The sequence below is a fragment of the Streptomyces sp. NBC_01244 genome (assembly GCF_035987325.1).
In the GTDB taxonomy this organism is placed as follows: domain Bacteria; phylum Actinomycetota; class Actinomycetes; order Streptomycetales; family Streptomycetaceae; genus Streptomyces.
On sequence record NZ_CP108488.1, the window covers coordinates 3,239,476 to 3,260,851 of the forward strand.

The following is a 21,376-nucleotide window of genomic DNA, read 5'->3' on the forward strand; positions in this document are numbered from 1 at the left end:
GCGCCATGACCCCGACCGCCGGACCCGCGCAGGTCACCCACCGTGCCACCTACCGGCAGGTGCTGGCCGAGCCGCGATTCCGGCTGCTCTTCTCGACCCGCACCGTCGCGATCACCGCGGACTCACTGCGGATCACCACGTTCTCGGTTCTGGTCTTCGCGGCCACCGGCTCCGCACTGTTGAGCGCACTGGCCTTCGGCATCGGCTTTCTCCCGCAGTTGTTCGGCTCGCTGCTGCTGGGCTCACTGGCCGACCGACTGCCGCCCCGCGCGCTCATCGCCGGCGGCTACGCGTTGGAAGGCGCCGCCGCCCTGCTGCTCGCCCTGGTGCGGATGCCGATCGCGGCAAGCCTCGGTGTCGTGGCGCTGGTCGCCCTCGCCACACCGGTGTTCGGCGGCGCGTCGAGTCGGCTGGTCGGGCAGTGGCTGGAGGGCGATGCCTATGTACTGGGCCGTTCACTGAACAACGTCGCTGCCTCCGGCGCGCAATTGTTCGGTCTGGCGCTGGGAGGTGCGGTCGTCGCGGTACTCGGCCCGCACCGGGCGCTCGCGGTGAGCGCCGCCCTCTACCTCGGCTGCGCGCTCGCTGTCCGCCTCCGGCTGCCCCGGCTGCAGCCGGGAGACTTCGGCGGCACACCCGGCAGCGCCCGGGGCGAGGGCGGGGCCGTCCGGGCAAGCCTGCACGGTGCCGGCCTGCTGCTGCGCGGACACACGGTGCGACGACTGATGCTGGCCCAGTGGCTACCGCCCGCGTTCGTAGCGGGCGCGGAAGGCCTGATCGTCGCCTACGCGGGAGGACACCACTTCGCGCCCGGCTGGTACGCGGTGCTGATGGGCTGTCTGCCGGTCGGCATGCTGGTCGGTGACCTGCTGGTGGGGCGACTGCTACGGCCACCCACCCGGGAGCGACTGGTAGTCCCGTTGATTGCGCTGATGGGACTGCCGCTGGTCGGCTTCGCCGCCGAGCCCGGAGCGGGCGCCTCGTCCGGTCTGCTGCTGCTCTGCGGCTTCGGATTCGCATACGGTCTCGGCCTGCAACGGCCGTTCCTGGACGCCCTGCCGCAGGACGGCCAGGGTCGGGCCTTCGGTCTGCTCGGCTCCGGCGGCATGACGCTGCAGGGCGTCGGGCCGGCCTGCTTCGGCTCGGTGGCCGCCGGCATCGGAGCAGGCGGCGCCATCGCCCTGGCGGGCGGCGCGGCGGTGCTCACCGTCGGCTGGATTCTCACCTGGCACCCGCCCACCTCCCCGGTCCCCGTCCCGAACTACGCAACGGGATCAGAGAACGGCACCGAACAGCGTGCGTGTAGTTCTCCTGCGCGGTAACCGTCGCAGGTCGGGTCGGCCGCGAGCCGTCACGCCCCCCACCCCCACCCCCGCGCCTCCCTGACAGACAGTCATTCCCGGTAGCTCATTGCATAAGGAGTCCCAAGCTTCGGCTCTGCCGGCCGTTGCGGACCACGTACGGGATCTTGAGACCACGAGCAGCCCATGGCAGGCTCATGCCGCATGATCGATGAATTCGCGAAGGACAACCTGCACGGGCGACTGCGGCGGGACCGCGAGGCGCTGCTCTGGAAACTCGACGGCTTGTCCGAATACGACGCCCGCCGGCCTTTCACGGCGACCGGGACCAACCTCCTCGGCCTGGTCAAGCACGTGGCCACCGTCGAGGCCAGGTACTTCGGCGAGGTCTTCGACCGCCCTTCCCCGGAACCGCTGTCCCGGTGGCAGGACTCCGACGGCAGCGATCAGTGGGCGACCGAGGACGAGACCCGCGATCAGATCATCGGGTTCTACCGGCGCACGTGGGAACACTCGGACGCGACGATCAACATGCTTCCCCTCGATGCCCCCGGCCACGTGCCGTGGTGGCCGGAGCCTTATGCCGACACGAACCTGTTCGCCGTCATGGTCCATGTCCTCGGCGAGTCCAACCGGCATGCCGGGCACGCCGACATCCTGCGCGAGGGCCTCGACGGCCGGACCGGGATGCGCCCCGAACACGAGAAGCAGATCGACGAGGAAGCCCGTGCGGCCTACCGCGCGAAGATCGAGCAGGCCGCCAGGTCGGCCGTACCCATCAAGGCTTAGAGGTTGTCTCACGTGACGTGATATTCGTGCGGCATGATGCCGGTCGTGGGTGCTGTACACGACAGCCTCGCCCTCAAGCCGCTCATCCGCGGCGTACCCGCCGTCCGGTCCCGCCGGGGGACCACGGCGGCGCCGACCGTCAAACTCCGCGCGGACAAGGCGCACTTCTCCGCCGAACGCCTGGCCTGGCCTGGCCTGGCCTGGCTGTGCGATCGCGGGCTCGTCGCGCGCATCGCGCAGCCCGGCACATCTCAACTTGACCAGGACCTTTGTCCAAGACTTCCTCAAGGCCGGACCAAGCCTGCAGCGGCAGCCCGCGCGCCGACCGGGATGCGCATACTTTGTGCCTGCATGACAGATGATGCTGAACGGGATGCGCTGCCGGGGCGGCGCCAACTTGTCCGGGCGGCGCTGACCGGGGCGGTGGCGGTGGTCGCCGGGCTGGTGTCCGATACCGCCGCGACCTCGACCGTCACCCGGCCCGAGCGGAAGGGCCAGCGGCCCAGGAATCCCGAGGCCGCGCTACGGGAACTGGCGGCGGGCAATGTCCGCTGGCGTACGTTCCACGAGCGGAATCCAGACCGGACGCGGGCCGTACGGCAAACGCTGGTCACCGGCCAGCATCCCTTCGCCGTGGTCCTGGGCTGCGTCGATTCCCGAGTCCCGCCGGAGCTGGTCTTCGACCAGGGCCTGGGTGACCTGCTGACCGTGCGCTCGGCAGGCTCGATCCTCGATGAGGCGGTCCTCGCCAGCATCACCTACGGAGTACTGGAGTTGGGAATCCCGCTCGTCGTCGTTCTCGGGCACCAGTCGTGCGGTGCCGTGACCGCCGCCGTCCACGCAGCCCAGGGCGGGGAGCTGTTGCCCGGCCATATGCAGTACCTGGTCGACCAGATCCGTCCGGCCATCGACCGCACGCTTACAGGCGCGGAGCGCGTGGATGCCGCCATCACGGCGAACGTGCGGCTGGTGCGCTCCCGCCTGGTCGCCGAGCCCGACCTCACGCCCAGGATCACGGCGGGCAGGCTGGCCGTGATCGGAGCCCGGTACGAACTGACCAGCCAGCGGGTTCACCGGATCCACTGACCCCCGCCCACAGTGAAGCGTCCGGCGGAACCACACCCGCTAGACTTGCAGAGTTATGCAATTTACTAGTTCTGGATTCCATGGACGGGGGTTGCGGTGTGGCCGGGTTCGAGGAAGCGGCGCTGGAACGGGTCCGGGTGGCGCGGGCTCGTCTCCGGGCTGCGCGGGAGACTGACGATGCCTTCGAGGAAGCGCAGGCCGCGGATGAGCTGGAGGACGCGCTGCGCGTGGCCCACGATCACGGCGTGGCCACCGGCGGGGACAGCCAGTGAATCGGATGGCGTCACGGTCTCGTCCGAGGCCGCGGTAATGGCCCGGCACCCCAGCGGGCAGCCGACGCTGCCGCAGACGCGCAGGCACACGTGGACGGTGCCGCTGGTACCGGGCTCGGTACGGGCCGCCCGCGAGCGTACGGAACGATCCCTGGTTCTGTTCGGCCTGCAGGGCGCCTCCTCCCTGTTCGGGGCCGTACTGCTCGTGGTCAGCGAGCTCGTCACCAATGCGGTCCGCCACGCCCCGCAGTCCCCGGAGGCCGAGGTCACCCTCCACGTGACGGACCACATGCTCGTGGCCTCCGTCGCAGATCTGGACCCGCGTCCCATCACGCTGGCCGACGCCGACCGGGCCTCAGGGCAGGGGCTACGCACGGTGGCAGACCTGGCACGCACCTTCGGTGGCGACGTCCGTATCGAGCCCGCTTCTGGCGGGCGCGGCAAGGCGGTCATCGTCCGCTTCATCCTGACCGAGGGAACCCCATGAACAGTATTGAGCCCCGGGCTGTCCAGCTCTACGAGATCACCTACCTCGGCACCGGCGCCGTCGTCGATAGCCGCACGGTCGAGGCAAGCGAGGTGGCAGCCGCCATCGAGCATGCCGGCGAGCACGGCATGAAGATCCTTGTCCGCCCGCACATCCCAGCCCAGGATGAAACCGACACCCGGATAGGAGGGCAGCCGTCATGACGGACGACAAGCCCGTGGAGAGCGAGGCGGCCAAACAGGAACGGTGGCTGGCCAAGGGCGTCGCACTGCGTGCCTTCTTCTACATCTTCGGCACGCACCTGTTCGCCGGGTTCGTGTGGCTGCTCTTCTACCTCGGCCAGCACGCCCAGAAGTGAGGAGCGGCCGTCTTCCGGTGTCAGAAGCGCGTTGACCCGCACTAACGGAAGACGGCCGCCGCATGTGGGGCGCGGCCCTGACGGGGCCTGCGCCGGGTGTGCCGCCTAGATGTGGCTGGTGGCACGCAGGTCGGCCAGGAGTTCGGCCTGGCCCTCCAGGACGCCGGAGAGGATGCCGCGGGCGACCCGCAGCAGTTCGGCGATCTGGGGGTGGGTGAGCTTGTAGTAGACGTTGGAGCCTTCGCGGCGGGTGACCACCAGGTTGGCCTTGCGCAGGACGGCCAGCTGCTGGGAGAGGCTCGCCGCCTCCACCCCGACCTCCGGCAGCATCTCGGCGACCGCGTGCTCACGTACGGCCAGGAGTTCCAGGACGCGGATGCGGACCGGGTGCCCCAGCGTTTTGAAGAACTCCGCCTTGAGCTGGTACAGCGGTGTGCTCACCTGGGTACCCCTGCCGTGACTGCCCATCTCATCCACCCGGAACCGTTCCTTCAGCGGGGCGTTCGCTCGCCCCTCTTCACACCTTGTGACCTCCACAATTGCAGATCCCTGCAACTCCTGGGACCCGGTGGGCGGCTTTCGTGACGTTCGCCCCTCGCAGAGCGGGTCCTTCGCCGGTCAGGCGGGTGCGGCCGGATGATTCGGGTCCGGCCAGTCATCGGTGCGCCACTGCTTGACCGCGTCCTGGGCCCCGTGGGCGGCCAAGGCCGCGGAGAGGTCGCAGTGGACGGCGACGGGCGGGCACGTGGCGTCGGGTACGAGAGAGCCGTCCGCAGGTATCGCCGCGAGCTCCAGGCGGCGGCCGTTCTCGGCGAGGTGGCGTGCGGCCTGGGCGACGGCGATCTGCCCTCCGGCCGACCAGCCCATGAGTCCGGTCAGGTCGAGGATGACCGGTCCGGTGCCCCGGGCGAGAGCCCACCCGATGGCGCCCGTGAACCGGTCCACGGCTTCCGCGCCGAGGTAGCCCGCCAGGGACAGCACGCCCAGGTCCTCGCGGGTCGTGTACCGCCATTCGATCGTCATCGTCAGTTCCTCGGCTTCACAGGGGGAGGGTGATCCAGATGGCCTTGCCGCGCCCGTCCGCGTCCGGCCTTACAAGGGCCGTGCCGCCCAGCTCCATCGTCATTGCGACCACCATGGCCAGACCGCTGCCCGGGGCGGTGGCGAGCGCCCCGAACAGGGCGGGCTGGTAGGGGTGGCGGTCGTGGACGGCGAACGCGAACGCCCCCGGCCCGTGCGCGTAGGTGACCGTGATCGTCGGAGAGGTCAGGGCGGCATGGCGGACGGCGTTGGTGACCAGCTCGGCCAGGATCAGCAGGGCCGGGCCGACGCTGGGATGGCAAAGGCCCACGCCGCACTCCACCAGGACCCGTTCGGTGGTCTCGCGGGCAATGCGGACGGCCGGGCCGGTGGCCGGCACGTCCAGCACGTGCCGGTAGGGCATCGTCTCGACCCGGACACTCACCGGCCCGCCCCCGAAACCGTGCGGGCCAGGCGGAACCCGGACACCTGCTGCGGGTGCAGACGCAGCAGTGTGTCGTGCGGGCCATGGGCCCAGCCGGGCAGGGTGCGCCGGTAGTGGGCGGCCTCGTCCGCATCGGCGATGACGTCCGCCGGCCCGTGAGCGGTCACCGTCCAGCCGGTTCCGGCCGGGGTGCGGATCTCATCGACCTGGTAGGTCAGCAGTGCACGCCCGGGGATGGTGGCCGCCTGGACGGGCGAGCGGACGACGATGCGCCCGTACTCCATCACGTGCACGGCCGGGCGGACCACGGCCAGCTCCCGCTGGACGTAGACGAGTCGGCCTTGGCTGGAGCCTTCGAGGAGCCACAGGGCCTCGGTGCCGGAGACCTCGATCATGCGGCGGTCGGCGGGGACGGTCATCGTGCGGCCTTCCGGATGCGGTGCGGTCGGTGATGCGTACGGGGCAGCAGTCCCGCCTGCTCCAGGTGTTTGCGGGCCCCGGCGATGGCTTCCGGGGTGGTGGCGTACTCACGTCCCTCCAAGCGCAGCAGGTCGAGTGCGCCGACGGCGTCCAGGGCCTGGCGCTGGCCGGGCCGGATGCCGGAGGTCATGACGGCGATGCCGCGCCGGTTGAGCTTCTCCACCGCGTCCTTCAGCACCAGGGCGCCTGTGGCATCCAACGTCGTGATGCGGGACATCCGCAGGATCACCACCTTCACGTCGGCGACCTCGGAGAGTTCCAGGAGGAAGCGGTGGGCGCCGGCGAAGAAGAGGGGGCCGTCGATGCGGTAGGCGACGATGTGCTCCGCCAGCAGGGCGTGCTCCTCGTCGCTGTGCTCGCCGGGCAGATCCGGGCGGAAGTCCACCTGCTCCATCCGTGCCTGGCTCGCCACCGCCTTCAGCGCGAGGGCACCTGCGACGACCAGCCCGATGATCACCGCGTAGACGAGGTCGAGGACCAGGGTCGCGGCGGCGGTCAGGACCAGTACGACGGCGTCCGAGCGCGTCGCCTTCGCCATCGCCCGCAGCGAGCCGACCTCCACCATGCGGATCGCCGTCGCCAGGAGCACGCCGGCGAGCGCGGCCAGCGGGATCTTCGAGACGAGCGGGGCCGCAGCGAACACGATCACCGCGAGCACTGCGGCGTGGGTGAGTGCGGCCAGGCGGGAGGAGGCGCCGGTACGGACGTTGACCGCGGTCCGCGCGATCGCGGCCGTCGCGGGGACGCCGCCGAACAGCGGGGCCGCCAGGTTGGCAATGCCCTGACCGAAGAGTTCCTTGTCCGGGTCGTGCTGCTGCCCCACCGTCATCCCGTCCGCGACCGTCGCCGACAGCAGGGACTCCAACGCGGCGAGCGCCGCGACAGCCACAGCGGGGGCGAGCAGCGAGCCGAGGGCGGACAGGTCCAGGAAAGCGAGGGAAGGGGCGGGCAGGCCGGAGGGCAGGTCACCGATCGGGGCCGCCGCGTCCAGGGGGAAGACCTGCGCGAGCACGGTCGCGGCGATCACCGCGACGATCGAGAACGGGATCGTCGGCTTCCAGCGGGCCCCTGCCAGCATCACCGCCGCGACACCGGCCGAGAGACCGATCGCGGTCCAGTTCGGGAACGCCACGAACTCCACGAGCGCCCGCCAGGCCACGAGCAGGACCTTCTCCCCCTCCGGCTTGGCCACACCGAGCGCATTGGGTATCTGCTGAAGGCCGATCACACACGCGATACCAAGGGTGAACCCCTCCACCACCGGCGCCGGCACATACCTCATGTACTGCCCGGCCCGCAGCAGCGCGAGGCCAATCAGCAGGACACCGGCCATCAGTCCGACCGTCAGCACGCCACCGGGCCCGTACTGGGCGACGATCGGCACCAGCACCACGGTCATCGCACCGGTCGGCCCCGACACCTGGAGGTTGGAGCCGCCGAACAGGGCGGCAAGCGCGCCCGCGACCACGGCCGTGGCGAGCCCCGCCTCGGCACCCAGCCCGGAAGAGACGCCAAAGCCGAGCGCGAGCGGCAAAGCGACGATCGCCACGGTCAGCCCGGCCAGGAGATCCCGGCGGGGACTACGACCCATGACCGCGAAGTCAGCCCTTTCCGGCAGCACCGAACGGACCCGCCCGAGCACGGAAGCCAGGAAGGCGTTCACGGTCACGAGGCCGGGACCTCGGACTCCCGCAGCTCCTCCAACAGCTCGCGCTGCCCAGCCAGCACCTCGGTCAAGATCCGCCGAGCCGCCCGCATCAGCTGCGCGACGTCCCCGCCCGCCAGCTCGTAGACCACGGTCGAGCCGTCACGCACGGAGGTCACGATCCCCGACCTGCGCAGCACCGCGAGCTGCTGCGAGAGCGCAGACGGTTCGACCTCGATCGCGGCCAGCAGATCCCTTACCGGCATCGGCCCGTCCTGCAACAGCTCCAGAACCCGTATCCGCACCGGGTGCCCGAGCATCCGAAAGAACTCGGCCTTGGCCTGATACAGCGGAACCGGCACGGTCTCGCACCCTTCTCATCACCCCGCACGCCGGGGCAGACGGCTGGTGCTGTGCCCGTGGCTACCTACGGACACAGCACCCACAGCATCTATGAAATTGCAAACTTATGCAATTCGCCGATTCTGCGGTCCGCAGACCGACCGCGGGCTGTACCGTCTGGGCAGGGCCTCGCCGCATCCCCCGTCGGCGAGGCCCTCTGCAAGCCTCACGAGCAATCCCCGGATGATGCCAGGCCGGCTGTGCCCCCAGGGCACGAGTGGGGCTGAGCAGGACGGACACGCCAGCCGGCCGCCCCTCAGCCACCGTTCCATCGAGACCGGATCCGTGTCCACGATCAGAACGTGGGCGCCCCTCGGTTCAGCGGCGAGACATGTAAAGGTCGAGAGCCTTGTGGAGCAGTCTGTTGAGCGGAAAGTCCCACTCGCCGAGGTATTCGGCGGCTTGGCCGCCGGTGCCGACCTTGAACCGGAGCAGGCCGAGCAGGTGGTTGGACTCCTCCAGGGTGTCGGTAATGCCGCGCAGGTCGTAGACGCTCGCGCCCAGTTCGTGGGCGCCGCACATCATCCGCCACTGGATGGCGTTGTTCGGCTGCACTTCACGCTTGCGGCTGGTGGAGGCACCGTAGGAATACCAGACGTGCTCACCAACGGTCAGCATCGTGGCCGCGGCCAGCACTTCGCCCTCGTGACGGGCGAGATACAGTCGCATCCGGTCGGCGTCCTCCGCCCGGAGCGCGGTCCACATGCGCTGAAAGTAGGCCAGCGGGCGGGGGATGAACCGGTCGCGTTCCGCGGTCTCCTTGTAGATCTCGTAGAAGGCGGGCAGGTCCTCGTAGCCGCCTTGGACTACCTCGACCCCGGCCTTCTCGGCCTTCTTGACGTTGCGGCGCCACTGCTGATTGAAACCGCGCTGGACCTCGTCCAAGGACCGTCCGGCGAGCGGGACCTGGAACACGTAGCGCGGCTGCCCCGCGCTGAACCCGTCCTCACCACCAGTTTCGCCCTGCTGCCATCCCATGCGGCGCAGCCGGTCGGCGACATCGAAGGCCCGGGGCTCGCACGAACTGGCCTCAACATCTCGCAGCCGGCCTGCCCGCGGGTCCGCAATGGCGTCCTTGACCGTTTCTGCATCCCAGCGTCGGACGATCACGGGCGGACCCATTTTCGCCGAGAACGCGCCGCGGGTCTTGAGGTGCGCCAGCATCGGCTCGAGCCACCGCTCAAGGTCCGGGGCGTACCAGTCGATGACCGGGCCTTCGGGAAGGTAGGCGAGGTATCGCTTGAGCTTCGGCAGCGGCCGGAACAGCACGAGCGCCGCCCCGACGATCCGGTCGGTCTCGTCGATCCATCCGAGGCTCTCCGCCCGCCAGTCCGGCTTCACATCCCCCCACGAGGGCACCTGCATGTGACTCGCGGAGGGCCGGCTCTTGATGAAGGCCAGATGCTCGTCACGGCTGATCGCTCTCAAGCGGAAGGTCATGTGTAGTGCTCCTCTGTTCGACGCGGCAGCCTACTTCGCAGACTTCACGGGCCGACAACGACCGCACCCGGGCGCCGGGAAGCAGCTGCTGGAGGGGTACCTCCACAGAGCAGGTCGACGCCATCGCACTCATGTCCTGTGCAGGGTGCGGCCGATCAAGTCGGAGGGATCGAGGCGGGTTTCCGCCTGGCATCTGATGTGGTCCAGCAAGTAGGCGCCGTAGCGCTCGCCGCCGTGGACGGGCACAGAAACGGCTTCGTCAGCACTCCGGTCCGGCGTGCGTGAGGCGAAAGCAGAAGAGGACGCCGGGGGCGGAGAAGCCGGAATCGCAGACCCCGCCGGCCGGAGCGGGCCCGCCTCAAGAGGTTCGCCCGATGCCCATGGAGTCGGACGCTCACGAGGAACAGGAACGGCCGGGGATGTAACCCCCGCCCGGACGACGGCCGTGGGACCCATCACCACGCATCCCACCGACGAATCGAACGAAACCCCAGGTCACAGACCTCTACGGGCTTGCGGGGGACGGGCATCGCCTCACGGTCGCCGCACCGAAACGGGGATCCCACCGCCGCAAAAACTACGTTTCCGCAGGTCAGAAGGTTTCTTCTGACCTGCGCGAGTGGGGCGGGTGGGACTCGAACCCACGGCCGACGGATTATGAGTCCGCTGCTCTAACCGGCTGAGCTACCGCCCCTTCACGGCGTGGCGCGTACATGTGTGCGCGCCGTCTGCCGCAGCATAGCCGCTCATACGATCTCCTGCCTCGGATGCCTCGCATGATCGGCTTCGCCTGCCCAGAGAGACCGCATCGGGCCGTGCCCGGTTGCGCGAGGCGGGCAGAAAAAAAGAAAAAGGACCCACCTGGGGTCCTCGTTCCTTCTTGCTCCCCCGACTGGACTCGAACCAGTAACCTGCCGATTAACAGTCGGCTGCTCTGCCAATTGAGCTACAGGGGACCGCGCTCCCCCGACTGGACTCGAACCAGTAACCTGCCGATTAACAGTCGGCTGCTCTGCCAATTGAGCTACAGGGGATTGCTGCGTTGCACCGAACAGCCCACCTCTGGCCTTGGCCAGGGGGCGAGCGCCCGTTGCGAGTCATAGATTAGCGCAAGCAGGGGGGTGCTCCGCCAATCGGTATCGCCAGCGGGCCGGGCACCACACGACGAAGGGTGGCAGGCATGCGGTACAAGGTCACGTTCGCGGTCGGGCTGGCCCTCGGGTACGTGCTCGGGACCCGGGCCGGACGCGAGCGGTATGAACAGTTGAAGAAGTCCGCGCGCGAGTTCGCGCAGAACCCCGCGGTCCGCAACGCCGCGGAGAGCGCTGGTCAGAGCGGCCGGGAGTTCGCCGGCAAGGCCTACGCCGCGGTGAGCGACAAGGTGGGCGACGCGATGCCGGACGCCTTGGCCGGACGCGTACGGGGCTTGCGGGCACGGGTCGGTGGCGGTGGCGCGGGCGAGGACGACTGGGGCACCAGCAACACCTGACCGGCCCGGTCCGGAGCGCGGGTCCCGCCGCGCGGGACCCGCTCCGGGGCCCCGTCCGGTCGCGTGCGCGGGGTCCCGCCCGGTCCCACATAAGGGACGGGCCCGGTCCCGGGCACGCCGGGGCGGTCGAGACCGCCCCCGCGTGCGGCAGAATTCTCCGCATGGGGATAGTCGCCGGGCTGGACAGCTCTTCCGCGTTCACACGCATCGTCGTCTGTGACACCGAGACGGGCGCCGTGCTGCGCCAGGGGTACGCCCCTCATCCGCAGCCCACCGGCGAGGCGGCGGTGCACGAAACCGATCCACAGGCCTGGCTGCTCTCGCTCGGCGAGGCCGCCGGCGGCGGGCTCCTCGAAGGGGTGCAGGCCATCGGGGTCTCCGCGCAGCAGCACGGGCTGCTGCCGCTGGACGCGCAGGGCGGCCTCGTCCGTCCCGCCCTGATCGGCAACGACAAGCGCGGCCAGGCCGCCGCCGCGGAGCTGATCGAGTCCTTCGGCGGCCGGCAGGCCTGGGCCCAGGCCGTCGGCTCGGTCCCCCATTCGGCGCAGCCGGTGGCGAAGCTCGCCTGGCTGGCCCGTACCGAGCCCGAGGCGGCCCGTCGGGTGGCCGTGCTGATGTCCCCGCACGACTGGCTGGTGTGGCAGCTGCTGGGCCGCCCGGCCCGGCGCACCACCGACCGCGGCGGCGCCTCCGGGACCGGCTACTGGTCGGCGGCCGCCGGTTCCTACCGCCCCGACCTGGTCGAGCTCGCGCTGGGGCACCGGGCGCTGCTGCCCGAGGTGCTCGGCCCCGCCGAAGCCGCCGGGACCACGCCCGAGGGGCTGCTGATCTCCGCCGGCACCGGCGAGACGATGGCGGCCGCGCTCGGGCTGGGCATGGGCCCCGGCGACGCCGTGGTCTCGCTGGGCGCGTCCGGATCGGTGATGGCGGTGCACCACGAGGCGCTGTCGGAGCCGGGCGGGCTGATCACCTCCCTCGCCGACGCCACCGGGCTCCACCTGCCGGTGGTGAACACCCTGAACGCCGTACGGGCCCTGCGCGGCACCGCCGAACTACTGGGCACCGATCTGGAGGGGCTGAGCGAGCTCGCGCTGAAGTCGACGCCGGGCGCGCACGGACTCGTACTCCTGCCGTACCTGGAGGGTGAGCGGACGCCGAACCTGCCGCACACCGCCGGCACCCTGTCGGGGCTGCGGCGGGACTCCATGAAGCCGGAGCACCTCGCGCGGGCCGCCTTCGAGGGCATGCTGTGCGGGCTGGTGGACGCGCTCGACGTGCTGCGCAGCCGCGGCGTGGAGATCCGCCGGGTGTTCCTGCTCGGCGCCGCCGCCGAGCTGCCGGCCGTACAGGCCTTCGCGCCGGGGCTGTTCGGCACGCAGGTCCTCGTACCGGCGCCGGCGGACTACGCGGCCCTGGGCGCGGCCCGGCAGGCAGCGTGGGCGCTGGGCGTGGCGCAGGGCAGCGCGGCCCCGAACACCCCGCCCGTGTGGCCGGCGCCCGCGGCGCAGCTGTTCGAGCCGGACGAGGAGTACCCGGCCTGGCAGGGGGCGCGCCAGCAGTACATCGCGACCCGGGACCAGATCCACCCCGGCGCGTTCTAGCGCCGTGGCCGGGATGGTCCACCGGGGTGCCTCGGTGGATCAGCCCAGCTGCGCCTTCACGTGGTCGACCACGTGTCGGAACTCCTCCGTCGGCGAGAAGTCGAGGTACTCGGTGTCCTCGAGGGCCACCGGAGCGTGTCCGGGCGCCCAGTAGCAAGCCTCCCCGGCCGAGTAGACCTTGTCGCCGTCCTTCGTGTGCATCAGGATCCGGCCCTTGAGCACGTAGGCGTAGTGCGGGCACGTGCACAGGTCGTCCGGCAGCCCCTTGAACGCCGGGGTCATGTCCACACCCTTGTCGAAGCGTCCGAACGCGACGGTGAAGCCCCCGCCGATCTCCTGCAGGCGCAGCTCGGCACCATTGCCCTCGAAGGCGATGGGCGTCTGCTCCCGTGTGGTTCCCGTCATGGTTCCTCCACGGCCGTTCCGTCCCGAGAGTCCCCCGTCTCCCATGCTCCTCCCGGCGCCCGCGGTCGGCGCGGCCGGTGGGGCCCGGAGCCCAGGACTCGCGGTGGAGGGTGCCTACTCCTTTTGACCGGCCTTTGCGAAAAGCGGTGGGTTCCGGCCTCCCGTTGGCAGAAGATGGTGTGAACCCCCTCGATCATGCCGACCGGAGCCTGCGCGTGCTCATACGACTTCTGCGGACCCATCTGGGGCCGTACCGGAAACCGATCGCCGTGCTGGTCCTGCTGCAGCTGCTGCAGACCAGCGCGAGCCTCTACCTGCCCACGCTGAACGCCGACATCATTGACAACGGTGTCGTCAACGGCGACACCGGCTACATCCTGCGCTTCGGCGCGCTGATGCTCGGCGTCTCACTGGTCCAGCTCGTCTGCAACGTCGGGGCCGTCTACTACGGCGCCCGCACCGCCGCGGCGTTCGGCCGCGACGTCCGGGCCGGCGTCTTCGACCGCGTGCAGAGCTTCTCCGCGCGCGAGCTCGGCCACTTCGGCGCCCCGTCGCTGATCACCCGTACGACGAACGACGTGCAGCAGATCCAGATGCTCGTGCTGATGACCTTCACGCTGATGGTCTCCGCGCCGATCATGTGCGTCGGCGGCATCTTCATGGCGCTCTCGCTGGACGTGAAGCTCTCGGGGGTGCTGCTCGCGGTGGTCCCGATCCTCGGCCTGTCGGTCGGCGCGATCGTGCTGAAGACCCGCCCGCTGTTCCGAGCGATGCAGACGCGTCTGGACACGGTCAACCGGGTCCTGCGCGAGCAGATCACCGGCAACCGGGTGATCCGCGCCTTCATCCGCGACGACTACGAGAAGGAGCGCTTCCGCGAAGCCAACGCCGACCTCACCGGCGTCTCGCTGGCCGCCGGCAAGCTGCTCGCGCTGATGTTCCCGACCGTGATCGTGGTCGTGAACATCTCCAGCGTCGCCGTCGTCTGGTTCGGCGCGATGCGCATCGACTCGGGCGACATGGAGATCGGCCAGCTGACGGCCTTCCTCGCCTACCTGATGCAGATCGTCATGTCCGTGATGATGGCCACCTTCATGTTCATGATGGTGCCGCGCGCCGAGGTCTGCGCCGAGCGCGTCCAGGAGGTCCTGGACACCGACTCCAGCGTGGTCCCTCCCGCCGACCCGGTCCGCAAGCTCCTTCGTCACGGCCTCCTGGAGCTGCGCGGCGCCGACTTCCGCTACCCGGGCGCCGAGGCGCCCGTGTTGCGCGGGGTCGACCTGGTGGCCCGCCCCGGCGAGACCACCGCGGTGATCGGCTCGACCGGCAGCGGCAAGTCCACGCTGCTGGGGCTGATCCCCCGGCTCTTCGACGCGACCGGCGGCGACGTGCTCGTCGACGGCGAGGACGTGCGCCGCCTCGACCCCGACCTGCTCGCCAGGACGGTCGGCATGGTGCCGCAGAAGCCGTACCTCTTCTCCGGGACCATCGCCAGCAACCTGCGCTACGGGCGCCCCGACGCCACCGACGAGGAGCTCTGGCACGCGCTGGAGGTCGCGCAGGCCAAGGGCTTCGTGTCCGAACTGGAGGGCGGGCTCGACGCTCCGGTCTCCCAGGGCGGCACCAACGTCTCCGGCGGCCAGCGCCAGCGGCTCGCGATCGCGCGCACGCTCGTACAGCGCCCGGAGATCTACCTGTTCGACGACTCCTTCTCGGCCCTGGACTACGCCACTGACGCGGCGCTGCGCTCCGCGCTCGCCCGCGAGACCGAGGAGGCGACCGTGGTCATCGTCGCCCAGCGGGTCTCCACGATCCGCGACGCGGACCGGATCATCGTCCTCGACGAGGGGCAGGTGGTGGGCGAGGGACGCCACCACGAGCTGATGGCCGGCAATGAGACCTACCGGGAGATCGTGCTCTCCCAGCTGACGGAGGCGGAGGCGGCGTGAGCGGGCCCGGAGGACGGATGATGATGGGACCGCCGACGACGCGGTCCATGGACTTCAAGGGCTCGGGCAAGCGGCTGCTGGCCGCGCTGGCGCGCGACCGGGCCAAGCTGTGGGGCATGATCCTCGCGGTCGTCGGCAGCGTCGCCGCGTCGGTGACCGGGCCGAAGATCCTCGGCGAGGCCACCGACCTGGTGTTCGCGGGGATCGTCGGCCGGAGCTTCGACAAGGGCCTCACCAAGCAGCAGGCGCTGGACGGTCTGCGCGCCAGGGGTGAGGGCGGGACGGCGGACATGCTGTCCGGCACCGACTTCACTCCGGGCAAGGGCATCGACTTCGGCGCGGTCGGATCGGTGGCGCTGTGGGCGCTGCTCGTCTTCACGCTCGCCGGTCTGCTGATGCTGGTCGCCACCCGGCTGTCGAACCACATCATGAACGGCACCGTCTACCGGATGCGCGAGGAGCTCCAGGCGAAGCTGTCGCGGCTGCCGCTGTCGTACTTCGACCAGCAGAAGCGCGGCGAGGTGCTCAGCCGGGCCACGAACGACATCGACAACATCGGGCAGACCATCCAGCAGACGATGGGGCAGCTGCTCAACTCGATCCTGACGATCGTCGGCGTGCTGGCGATGATGTTCTGGATCTCGCCGCTGCTGGCGCTCGTCGCGCTGGTGACCATCCCGGTGTCGGCGTACGTGGCCGCGAAGATCGGCAAGAAGTCGCAGCCGCAGTTCGTGGCGCAGTGGAAGTCCACGGGCGCCCTGAACGCGCACGTCGAGGAGATGTACTCGGGCCACACCCTGGTCAAGGTCTTCGGCCGGCAGAAGGAGTCCGCGGCCCTGTTCGCCGAGCAGAACGAGGCGCTGTACCGGGCCTCCTTCAAGGCGCAGCTGGTCAGCGGGATCATGCAGCCGGTGATGCTGTTCATCTCGAACATCAACTACGTGCTCGTCGCGGTCGTCGGCGGTCTGCGGGTGGCCTCGGGCACCCTGTCGATCGGTGACGTGCAGGCCTTCATCCAGTACACGCGCCAGTTCTCGATGCCGCTGACGCAGGTGGCCTCCATGGCGAACCTGGTGCAGTCCGGCGTCGCCTCCGCGGAGCGGGTCTACGAGCTCCTGGACGCGCCGGAGCAGGAGCCGGACGCGGAGGTTCCGGAGCGTCCGCAGACCCTGCGCGGGCAGGTCACCTTCGACAAGGTCGCCTTCCGCTACGAGCCGGACAAGCCGCTGATCGAGAACCTCTCGCTGAGCGTGGACCCCGGACACACGGTCGCGATCGTCGGCCCGACCGGCGCGGGCAAGACCACGCTGGTCAACCTGCTGATGCGGTTCTACGAGGTCACGGGCGGGGAGATCGCCCTCGACGGGGTGGACATCGCGAAGATGACCCGCGAGGAACTGCGCGGCGGCATCGGCATGGTGCTCCAGGACACCTGGCTGTTCGGCGGCACCATCGCGGAGAACATCGCCTACGGAGCCACGCGCGAGGTCACGCGCGCCGAGGTCGAGGAGGCCGCGCGGGCGGCGCACGCCGACCGGTTCGTCCGCACTCTGCCCGAGGGCTACGACACGGTGTTGGACGACGAGGGCGCCGGCGTCAGCGCGGGCGAGAAGCAGCTGATCACCATCGCGCGGGCGTTCCTGTCCGACCCGGTGATCCTGGTGCTCGACGAGGCGACGAGCTCGGTGGACACCCGTACCGAGGTGCTGATCCAGAAGGCGATGGCGCGCCTCGCGCACGGCCGCACGTCCTTCGTGATCGCGCACCGGCTGTCCACGATCCGCGACGCCGACCTGATCCTGGTGATGGAGAGCGGCTCGATCGTGGAACAGGGCACGCACGAGGAGCTGCTGCTCTCGGGCGGCGCGTACGCGCGGCTGTACGCGGCGCAGTTCGCGCAGGCGGTGGCCGAGGTCGACTGACCGGTACGGCCGGGCGGGGAGGGGCGCCCATCCGGGCGCCCCTTTTCCGTCGGTCCGGATGTCGTTCCGGATGTCGTTCCGGATGTCAGTCCAGATATCCGCGCAGCTGGTCCGCGAAGGCGTGGTCGCGCAGTTTGTTGAGGGTCTTGGACTCGATCTGCCGGATCCGCTCACGGGTCACACCGAAGATCCGCCCGATCTCCTCCAGGGTGCGCGGCCGCCCGTCGGCGAGCCCGTAGCGGAGCTGGACGACCTTGCGCTCCCGCTCCCCGAGGGTCGAGAGCACCGCTTCGAGGTGCTCGCGGAGCAGGAAGAACGCGGCCGATTCGACCGGGGAGGCGGCGTCCCCGTCCTCGATGAGGTCGCCGAGCGCGACATCGTCCTCCTCGCCCACGGGTGCGTGCAGCGAGACCGGTTCCTGCGCGAGGCGCAGCACCTCCAGGACCCGCTCGGGGGTCAACTCCAGGTGGACGGCGACCTCTTCGGCGGTGGGCTCGTAACCCCGCTCCTGGAGCATGCGGCGCTGGACGCGCACGACGCGGTTGATCAGCTCCACGACGTGGACGGGGACCCGGATGGTGCGGGCCTGGTCGGCCAGCGCCCGGGACATGGCCTGGCGGATCCACCAGGTGGCGTAGGTGGAGAACTTGTAGCCGCGGGCGTAGTCGAACTTCTCGACGGCGCGGATCAGTCCGAGGTTCCCCTCCTGGACCAGATCGAGCATGGTCAGTCCGCGGCCGACGTAGCGCTTGGCCACGGAGACGACGAGCCGCAGGTTCGACTCGATGAGGCGGCGTTTGGCCATCCGGCCCATGACCACGAGCTTGTCGAGGTCGAGGGTGAGCTGCAGGTCCAGCGGGGCTCCGCTGCCGAGCTTCTCCTCCGCGAACAGGCCCGCTTCCACGCGCCGCGCGAGCTCGACCTCCTCCTCGGCGGTGAGCAGCGGGATCCTGCCTATCTCGCGCAGGTACTGCCGGAAGAGGTCGGCGGACGGTCCCGCTCCGCCGGAGCCTTCCGCCGGGCGCTTGCGCGGCGTGGGCACCTTCTCCAGCAGCTCCGGGCCCTCCAACTCCTCAGCCCCTTCGGCCTCCTCGGCCTCCTCCTCGTGCATGGCGTCGGCCTCGGCCTCGGGCTCGGGCTCTTCGGCCGCGGGCACTCCGGCGGGCGGGCTGACGGTGACGGTCAAGCTCTGGGTCTGCACGGGGGCGACCTCCACAGGGCTCCGAGGACGGGTGCACCGCACCTCAGTGTGGGGTACGACACATCGCTGCCACGAGGGGCGTGCGACCACTTTCTGGGTCCGGTGCGTGACCCATGGTTACCCCTGGACCAGAACCCCGATGCGGATCGGACGCATGTCCGAGGAGGACGGGGCCCCCGGCTCCGACGTGTGGGGGAGCCGGGCGGGTGCGATGCTGATCAGCACGATCACCGGTCCAGCCCCCTGGAGGTGTCCGTGCCGCACTCGAACCCGCCTCCGGGGTGGCGTCCCCGGGACAGCCACCCGCCGGCCGGGCCCCTGACGCCCCCACCCGCTCCGCCGACGCGGCGCAGGACCGCGGTGATCGTGGCCCTCGGACTGTTCGCCGGGGTGATCGCCGTGGCCCTGACCGGTCTGCTGATCACCACCATCGGTCCGGGTGGCGACGGTACGAAGGACCGCGACGGGGAGAGTTCCCCGGCCGCGACACCCGTCACCGTGGCGTCCCGGTCACAGGCGCCCCCCTCCCGGGCGCCCAGCTCTCGGGCGCCCGACTCCCTGGCCCCCGACTCCCGGGGGCCCGGCTCCCCGGCGCCCGAGCCGCGGACCGAACGCGACCGGGGGCCCGTCCACGACGTGAAGATCGACTCGTGCGGGGTGGACCCCACCACGCGCTGGCCCTCCGCCGGGCTGACCATCACCAACAGCGGCGAGCGGACCACCACCTACATCGCGAGCATCGAGTTCCTCGGCCCCACCGGGACCCGGCTGGCCGAGGGCGCGGGCATCAGCAACAGCCTGGCGCCCGGGCAGCGGGCCGAAGTGAAGGCCGGAGCTCTCGCCCGGCTGACGGAGGACGAGATCACCTGCAAGGTGATCAAGGTGGACCGGATCGCGCCCCGAGGCGGGCCGACGCGGACCGCCCTACGCCGGCTCGACGCGGACCGCGCAGACCTTGAACTCCGGCATGCGGGACACCGGGTCCAGCGCCGGGTTGGTCAGGGTGTTGGCGCGGCCCTCGCCCGGCCAGTGGAAGGGCATGAAGACCGTGTCCGCGCGGATGGTGTCCGTGATGCGGGCCGGGGCGACGGCGCGGCCGCGGCGGGAGGTGACCGCGAGGGGGGCTCCGTCGACCGCGCCGATGCGGGCCGCGAGGCGGGGGTGGAGTTCCACGAAGGGGCCCGGGGCGGCTTCGTTGAGCTCGTCCACCCGGCGGGTCTGCGCGCCCGACTGGTACTGGGCGACCACCCGGCCGGTGGTGAGGAGGAGCGGGTACTCGGCGTCCGGGACCTCGGCGGCTTCGCGGTGGGTGACGGGCACGAAGCGGGCCCGGCCGTCCTCGGTGGCGAAGCGGTCCAGGAAGAGCCGCGGGGTGCCGGGGTGTTCCTCCCCCGCCGAGCCGGCCTCCGCAGAGCCGGCCTCCCCCGGGCGTGAGGGAGAGGGGCAGGGCCAGAAGACGCCCTGCTCCGCTTCGATGCGGGCGTACGTGATGCCCGAGTAGTCCGCCGGTCCGCCGGCCGAGGCGCGGCGCAGTTCCTCGAAGACCTCCTCCGCGTCGGTCGGGAAGGCCTTCGGCATGCCCAGCCGGGTGGCCAGACCGTGCAGGACCTCCAGGTCGGAGCGGACCCCCGGCGGCGGGGTGAGGGCCCGGCGACGGAGCAGGACGCGGCCCTCCAGGTTGGTGGTGGTGCCGGTCTCCTCCGCCCACTGGGTGACCGGGAGGACCACGTCGGCCAGGGCCGCCGTCTCGGACAGGACCACGTCGGCCACGGCCAGGAAGTCCAGGGAGCGGATGCGCCCCTCTATGTGGCCGGCGCGGGGGGCGGAGACCACCGGGTTGGAGCCCATCAGGAGGAGGGCCTTGACGTCCGAGCCCAGCGCGTCGAGGAGTTCGTACGCACTGCGGCCCGGGCCGGGGAGGCTGTCGGGGTCGATCCCCCAGACCCCGGCGACGTGGGCCCGGGCCGCCGGGTCGGTCAGCTTGCGGTAGCCGGGGAGCTGGTCGGCCTTCTGGCCGTGCTCGCGGCCGCCCTGGCCGTTGCCCTGGCCGGTGAGGCAGCCGTAGCCGGAGAGCGGGCGGCCGGCCCGGCCGGTGGCGAGGCAGAGGTTGATCCAGGCTCCGACGGTGTCGACGCCCTTGGACTGTTGCTCGGGGCCGCGCGCGGTGAGCACCATCGCGGATTCGGGCGCGCAGAACAGGGCGACCGCCTCGCGGAGTTTGGGGACCGGCACGCCGGTGATCCGCTCCACCAGCTCCGGCCAGTGCGCCATGGCGCCCGCGCGGGCCTCCTCCCAGCCGGTGGTGCGCTCGGCGATGAACTCCTCGTCGGTGTGGCCGCCCGCGACCACGAGGTGCAGCAGGCCGAGCGCCAGCGCCAGGTCCGTGCCCGGGCGCGGGGCCAGGTGCAGGTCGGCCTGTTCGGCGGTGCGCGTGCGGCGCGGGTCCACCACGATCAACGTGCCGCCGTTCTCGCGGAGTTCCCGGAAGAAGCGCAGCGCGGGCGGCATGGTGTCGGCGGGGTTGGAGCCGACGAGGATGACGCAGCCGGTCCGGGGGATGTCCTCCAGCGGGAAGGGCAGCCCCCGGTCGAGCCCGAAGGCCCGCTGGTGCGCGGCGGCGGCGGAGGACATGCAGAACCGGCCGTTGTAGTCGATCTGCGAGGTCCCCAGCGCGATGCGGGCGAACTTTCCGAGGGCGTACGCCTTCTCGTTGGTCAGCCCGCCGCCGCCGAACACCCCGACCGCGTCCGCCCCGTACGACCGCCGCGTGCGGGCGAGGCCCTCGGCGACGGCGTCGAGGGCCTCCTCCCAGGTGGCCGGCTCCAGCCGCCCTGCGTGGGTGCGGACGAGCGGCTCGGTGAGGCGCACCCGGGAGGAGAGCACGGCGGGGGCGGTGCGGCCCTTGCCGCACAGCGCACCCCGGTTCACGGGGAAGTCGGCCCGCTCCTCCACTGCCACGCCGCCGACCGCGCCCGGTTCGGGGCGGAGGTTCATGCCGCACTGCAGCGCGCAGTATGGACAGTGCGTGGCGGTAACGGAGTCCGAGGTGTGCATGGAGCCCAGCGTGCGTCGGCGGTGTTACGC

General features: G+C 70.8%; 22 protein-coding genes and 3 tRNA genes. 10 read left to right on the plus strand and 15 right to left on the minus strand.

The window, feature by feature from the left end:
* The first annotated feature begins 5 nt into the window (after window positions 1-5).
* The 3 genes from OG247_RS14380 (at window position 6) to OG247_RS14390 (ending at window position 3,176) form a co-directional block, all read left to right on the plus strand.
* A complete protein-coding gene (locus tag OG247_RS14380) occupies window positions 6-1,322 on the plus strand; it encodes an MFS transporter (RefSeq protein ID WP_327252625.1) in 1,317 nt (438 codons plus the stop codon).
* Between the two features lie 183 nt (window positions 1,323-1,505).
* On the plus strand, window positions 1,506-2,090 hold the full coding sequence (locus OG247_RS14385; protein WP_327252626.1) for a DinB family protein: 585 nt from the start codon (window positions 1,506-1,508) through the stop codon (window positions 2,088-2,090).
* 351 nt (window positions 2,091-2,441) lie between these two features.
* On the plus strand, window positions 2,442-3,176 hold the full coding sequence (locus OG247_RS14390) for a carbonic anhydrase (RefSeq protein WP_327252627.1): 735 nt from the start codon (window positions 2,442-2,444) through the stop codon (window positions 3,174-3,176).
* Window positions 3,177-3,241: 65 nt separating this feature from the next.
* Here OG247_RS14390 and OG247_RS14395 read toward each other — a convergent pair whose 3' ends face one another.
* Window positions 3,242-3,463: a hypothetical protein gene (locus OG247_RS14395; protein WP_327252628.1), complete on the minus strand. Its 222-nt coding sequence runs from the start codon at window positions 3,461-3,463 to the stop codon at window positions 3,242-3,244.
* 82 nt (window positions 3,464-3,545) lie between these two features.
* Here OG247_RS14395 and OG247_RS14400 point away from each other — a divergent pair, with 82 nt between their 5' ends.
* The 3 genes from OG247_RS14400 to OG247_RS14410 are packed head-to-tail and all read left to right on the plus strand — an operon-like array spanning window position 3,546 to window position 4,293.
* Window positions 3,546-3,935 carry an ATP-binding protein gene (locus OG247_RS14400; RefSeq protein WP_327252629.1) on the plus strand — a complete coding sequence of 130 codons (390 nt, stop codon included), beginning with the start codon at window positions 3,546-3,548 and terminating at the stop codon, window positions 3,933-3,935.
* Entirely contained in the window at window positions 3,932-4,138 is a 207-nt protein-coding gene (locus OG247_RS14405) for a hypothetical protein (RefSeq protein WP_327252630.1), read from the plus strand. Before OG247_RS14400 ends, OG247_RS14405 begins: the two co-directional genes overlap by 4 nt.
* Window positions 4,135-4,293 carry a DUF6126 family protein gene (locus OG247_RS14410; protein WP_327252631.1) on the plus strand — a complete coding sequence of 53 codons (159 nt, stop codon included), beginning with the start codon at window positions 4,135-4,137 and terminating at the stop codon, window positions 4,291-4,293. The genes OG247_RS14405 and OG247_RS14410 overlap by 4 nt, the downstream gene beginning before the upstream one ends.
* A 105-nt stretch (window positions 4,294-4,398) precedes the next feature.
* Here OG247_RS14410 and OG247_RS14415 read toward each other — a convergent pair whose 3' ends face one another.
* From OG247_RS14415 to OG247_RS14460, 10 genes are all read right to left on the minus strand, one after another.
* A complete protein-coding gene (locus tag OG247_RS14415) occupies window positions 4,399-4,734 on the minus strand; it encodes an ArsR/SmtB family transcription factor (RefSeq protein ID WP_327252632.1) in 336 nt (111 codons plus the stop codon).
* Between the two features lie 177 nt (window positions 4,735-4,911).
* Window positions 4,912-5,316 (minus strand): STAS domain-containing protein, encoded by a 405-nt coding sequence (locus tag OG247_RS14420; RefSeq protein WP_327252633.1) that lies wholly within the window; start codon window positions 5,314-5,316, stop codon window positions 4,912-4,914.
* A 16-nt stretch (window positions 5,317-5,332) separates the two neighbouring features.
* Window positions 5,333-5,737 (minus strand): ATP-binding protein, encoded by a 405-nt coding sequence (locus OG247_RS14425; RefSeq protein ID WP_327257474.1) that lies wholly within the window; start codon window positions 5,735-5,737, stop codon window positions 5,333-5,335.
* Between the two features lie 17 nt (window positions 5,738-5,754).
* Window positions 5,755-6,177: a pyridoxamine 5'-phosphate oxidase family protein gene (locus OG247_RS14430; protein ID WP_327252634.1), complete on the minus strand. Its 423-nt coding sequence runs from the start codon at window positions 6,175-6,177 to the stop codon at window positions 5,755-5,757.
* Entirely contained in the window at window positions 6,174-7,829 is a 1,656-nt protein-coding gene (locus OG247_RS14435; protein WP_327257475.1) for a SulP family inorganic anion transporter, read from the minus strand. Before OG247_RS14435 ends, OG247_RS14430 begins: the two co-directional genes overlap by 4 nt.
* Before the next feature lie 74 nt (window positions 7,830-7,903).
* Window positions 7,904-8,245, minus strand: a complete 342-nt coding sequence (locus OG247_RS14440) for an ArsR/SmtB family transcription factor (protein WP_327252635.1) — start codon at window positions 8,243-8,245, stop codon at window positions 7,904-7,906.
* A gap of 358 nt (window positions 8,246-8,603) precedes the next feature.
* Window positions 8,604-9,725, minus strand: a complete 1,122-nt coding sequence (locus OG247_RS14445) for a lipid II:glycine glycyltransferase FemX (protein ID WP_327252636.1) — start codon at window positions 9,723-9,725, stop codon at window positions 8,604-8,606.
* A gap of 620 nt (window positions 9,726-10,345) precedes the next feature.
* Window positions 10,346-10,419 (minus strand) — tRNA-Ile (locus OG247_RS14450).
* A gap of 189 nt (window positions 10,420-10,608) precedes the next feature.
* Window positions 10,609-10,681 (minus strand) — tRNA-Asn (locus OG247_RS14455).
* A gap of 5 nt (window positions 10,682-10,686) precedes the next feature.
* Window positions 10,687-10,759: transfer RNA gene (locus OG247_RS14460), tRNA-Asn, on the minus strand.
* Window positions 10,760-10,905: 146 nt separating this feature from the next.
* On the opposite strand from OG247_RS14460, the gene OG247_RS14465 reads away from it, so the two are divergent.
* A complete protein-coding gene (locus tag OG247_RS14465; RefSeq protein WP_327252637.1) occupies window positions 10,906-11,214 on the plus strand; it encodes a YtxH domain-containing protein in 309 nt (102 codons plus the stop codon).
* Window positions 11,215-11,375: 161 nt separating this feature from the next.
* A complete protein-coding gene (locus OG247_RS14470; protein ID WP_327252638.1) occupies window positions 11,376-12,815 on the plus strand; it encodes an FGGY family carbohydrate kinase in 1,440 nt (479 codons plus the stop codon).
* 39 nt (window positions 12,816-12,854) lie between these two features.
* Here the strand turns inward: OG247_RS14470 and OG247_RS14475 are convergent, their stop codons facing one another.
* A complete protein-coding gene (locus OG247_RS14475) occupies window positions 12,855-13,220 on the minus strand; it encodes a hypothetical protein (RefSeq protein ID WP_327252639.1) in 366 nt (121 codons plus the stop codon).
* A 215-nt stretch (window positions 13,221-13,435) separates the two neighbouring features.
* Here OG247_RS14475 and OG247_RS14480 point away from each other — a divergent pair, with 215 nt between their 5' ends.
* Together OG247_RS14480 and OG247_RS14485 are read left to right on the plus strand one after the other, a co-directional pair.
* Window positions 13,436-15,169 carry an ABC transporter ATP-binding protein gene (locus OG247_RS14480; RefSeq protein WP_327252640.1) on the plus strand — a complete coding sequence of 578 codons (1,734 nt, stop codon included), beginning with the start codon at window positions 13,436-13,438 and terminating at the stop codon, window positions 15,167-15,169.
* Complete coding sequence (locus tag OG247_RS14485) at window positions 15,166-17,091, plus strand: ABC transporter ATP-binding protein (protein ID WP_327252641.1); 1,926 nt, start codon at window positions 15,166-15,168, stop codon at window positions 17,089-17,091. The genes OG247_RS14480 and OG247_RS14485 overlap by 4 nt, the downstream gene beginning before the upstream one ends.
* 85 nt (window positions 17,092-17,176) lie before the next feature.
* Here the strand turns inward: OG247_RS14485 and OG247_RS14490 are convergent, their stop codons facing one another.
* The 3 genes from OG247_RS14490 to OG247_RS14500 form a co-directional block, all read right to left on the minus strand.
* A complete protein-coding gene (locus OG247_RS14490) occupies window positions 17,177-18,292 on the minus strand; it encodes an RNA polymerase sigma factor (RefSeq protein WP_327252642.1) in 1,116 nt (371 codons plus the stop codon).
* A 227-nt stretch (window positions 18,293-18,519) separates the two neighbouring features.
* A complete protein-coding gene (locus tag OG247_RS14495) occupies window positions 18,520-19,017 on the minus strand; it encodes a hypothetical protein (RefSeq protein ID WP_327252643.1) in 498 nt (165 codons plus the stop codon).
* 199 nt (window positions 19,018-19,216) lie between these two features.
* The gene (locus OG247_RS14500; protein ID WP_327252644.1) at window positions 19,217-21,346 is read right to left on the minus strand and encodes a molybdopterin oxidoreductase family protein; all 2,130 of its coding nucleotides are present in this window, start codon (window positions 21,344-21,346) and stop codon (window positions 19,217-19,219) included.
* Window positions 21,347-21,376: the final 30 nt, after the last annotated feature.

Coding starts and splice junctions, on each gene's coding strand:
- OG247_RS14420 (WP_327252633.1), bottom strand. CDS start 5,316: ATGACGATCGAATGGCGGTACACGACCCGCGAGGACCTGGGCGTGCTG.
- OG247_RS14435 (WP_327257475.1), bottom strand. CDS start 7,829: ATGGGTCGTAGTCCCCGCCGGGATCTCCTGGCCGGGCTGACCGTGGCG.
- OG247_RS14430 (WP_327252634.1), bottom strand. CDS start 6,177: ATGACCGTCCCCGCCGACCGCCGCATGATCGAGGTCTCCGGCACCGAG.
- OG247_RS14425 (WP_327257474.1), bottom strand. CDS start 5,737: ATGCCCTACCGGCACGTGCTGGACGTGCCGGCCACCGGCCCGGCCGTC.
- OG247_RS14405 (WP_327252630.1), top strand. CDS start 3,932: ATGAACAGTATTGAGCCCCGGGCTGTCCAGCTCTACGAGATCACCTAC.
- OG247_RS14500 (WP_327252644.1), bottom strand. CDS start 21,346: ATGCACACCTCGGACTCCGTTACCGCCACGCACTGTCCATACTGCGCG.
- OG247_RS14410 (WP_327252631.1), top strand. CDS start 4,135: ATGACGGACGACAAGCCCGTGGAGAGCGAGGCGGCCAAACAGGAACGG.
- OG247_RS14385 (WP_327252626.1), top strand. CDS start 1,506: ATGATCGATGAATTCGCGAAGGACAACCTGCACGGGCGACTGCGGCGG.
- OG247_RS14475 (WP_327252639.1), bottom strand. CDS start 13,220: ATGACGGGAACCACACGGGAGCAGACGCCCATCGCCTTCGAGGGCAAT.
- OG247_RS14465 (WP_327252637.1), top strand. CDS start 10,906: ATGCGGTACAAGGTCACGTTCGCGGTCGGGCTGGCCCTCGGGTACGTG.
- OG247_RS14470 (WP_327252638.1), top strand. CDS start 11,376: ATGGGGATAGTCGCCGGGCTGGACAGCTCTTCCGCGTTCACACGCATC.
- OG247_RS14380 (WP_327252625.1), top strand. CDS start 6: ATGACCCCGACCGCCGGACCCGCGCAGGTCACCCACCGTGCCACCTAC.
- OG247_RS14390 (WP_327252627.1), top strand. CDS start 2,442: ATGACAGATGATGCTGAACGGGATGCGCTGCCGGGGCGGCGCCAACTT.
- OG247_RS14445 (WP_327252636.1), bottom strand. CDS start 9,725: ATGACCTTCCGCTTGAGAGCGATCAGCCGTGACGAGCATCTGGCCTTC.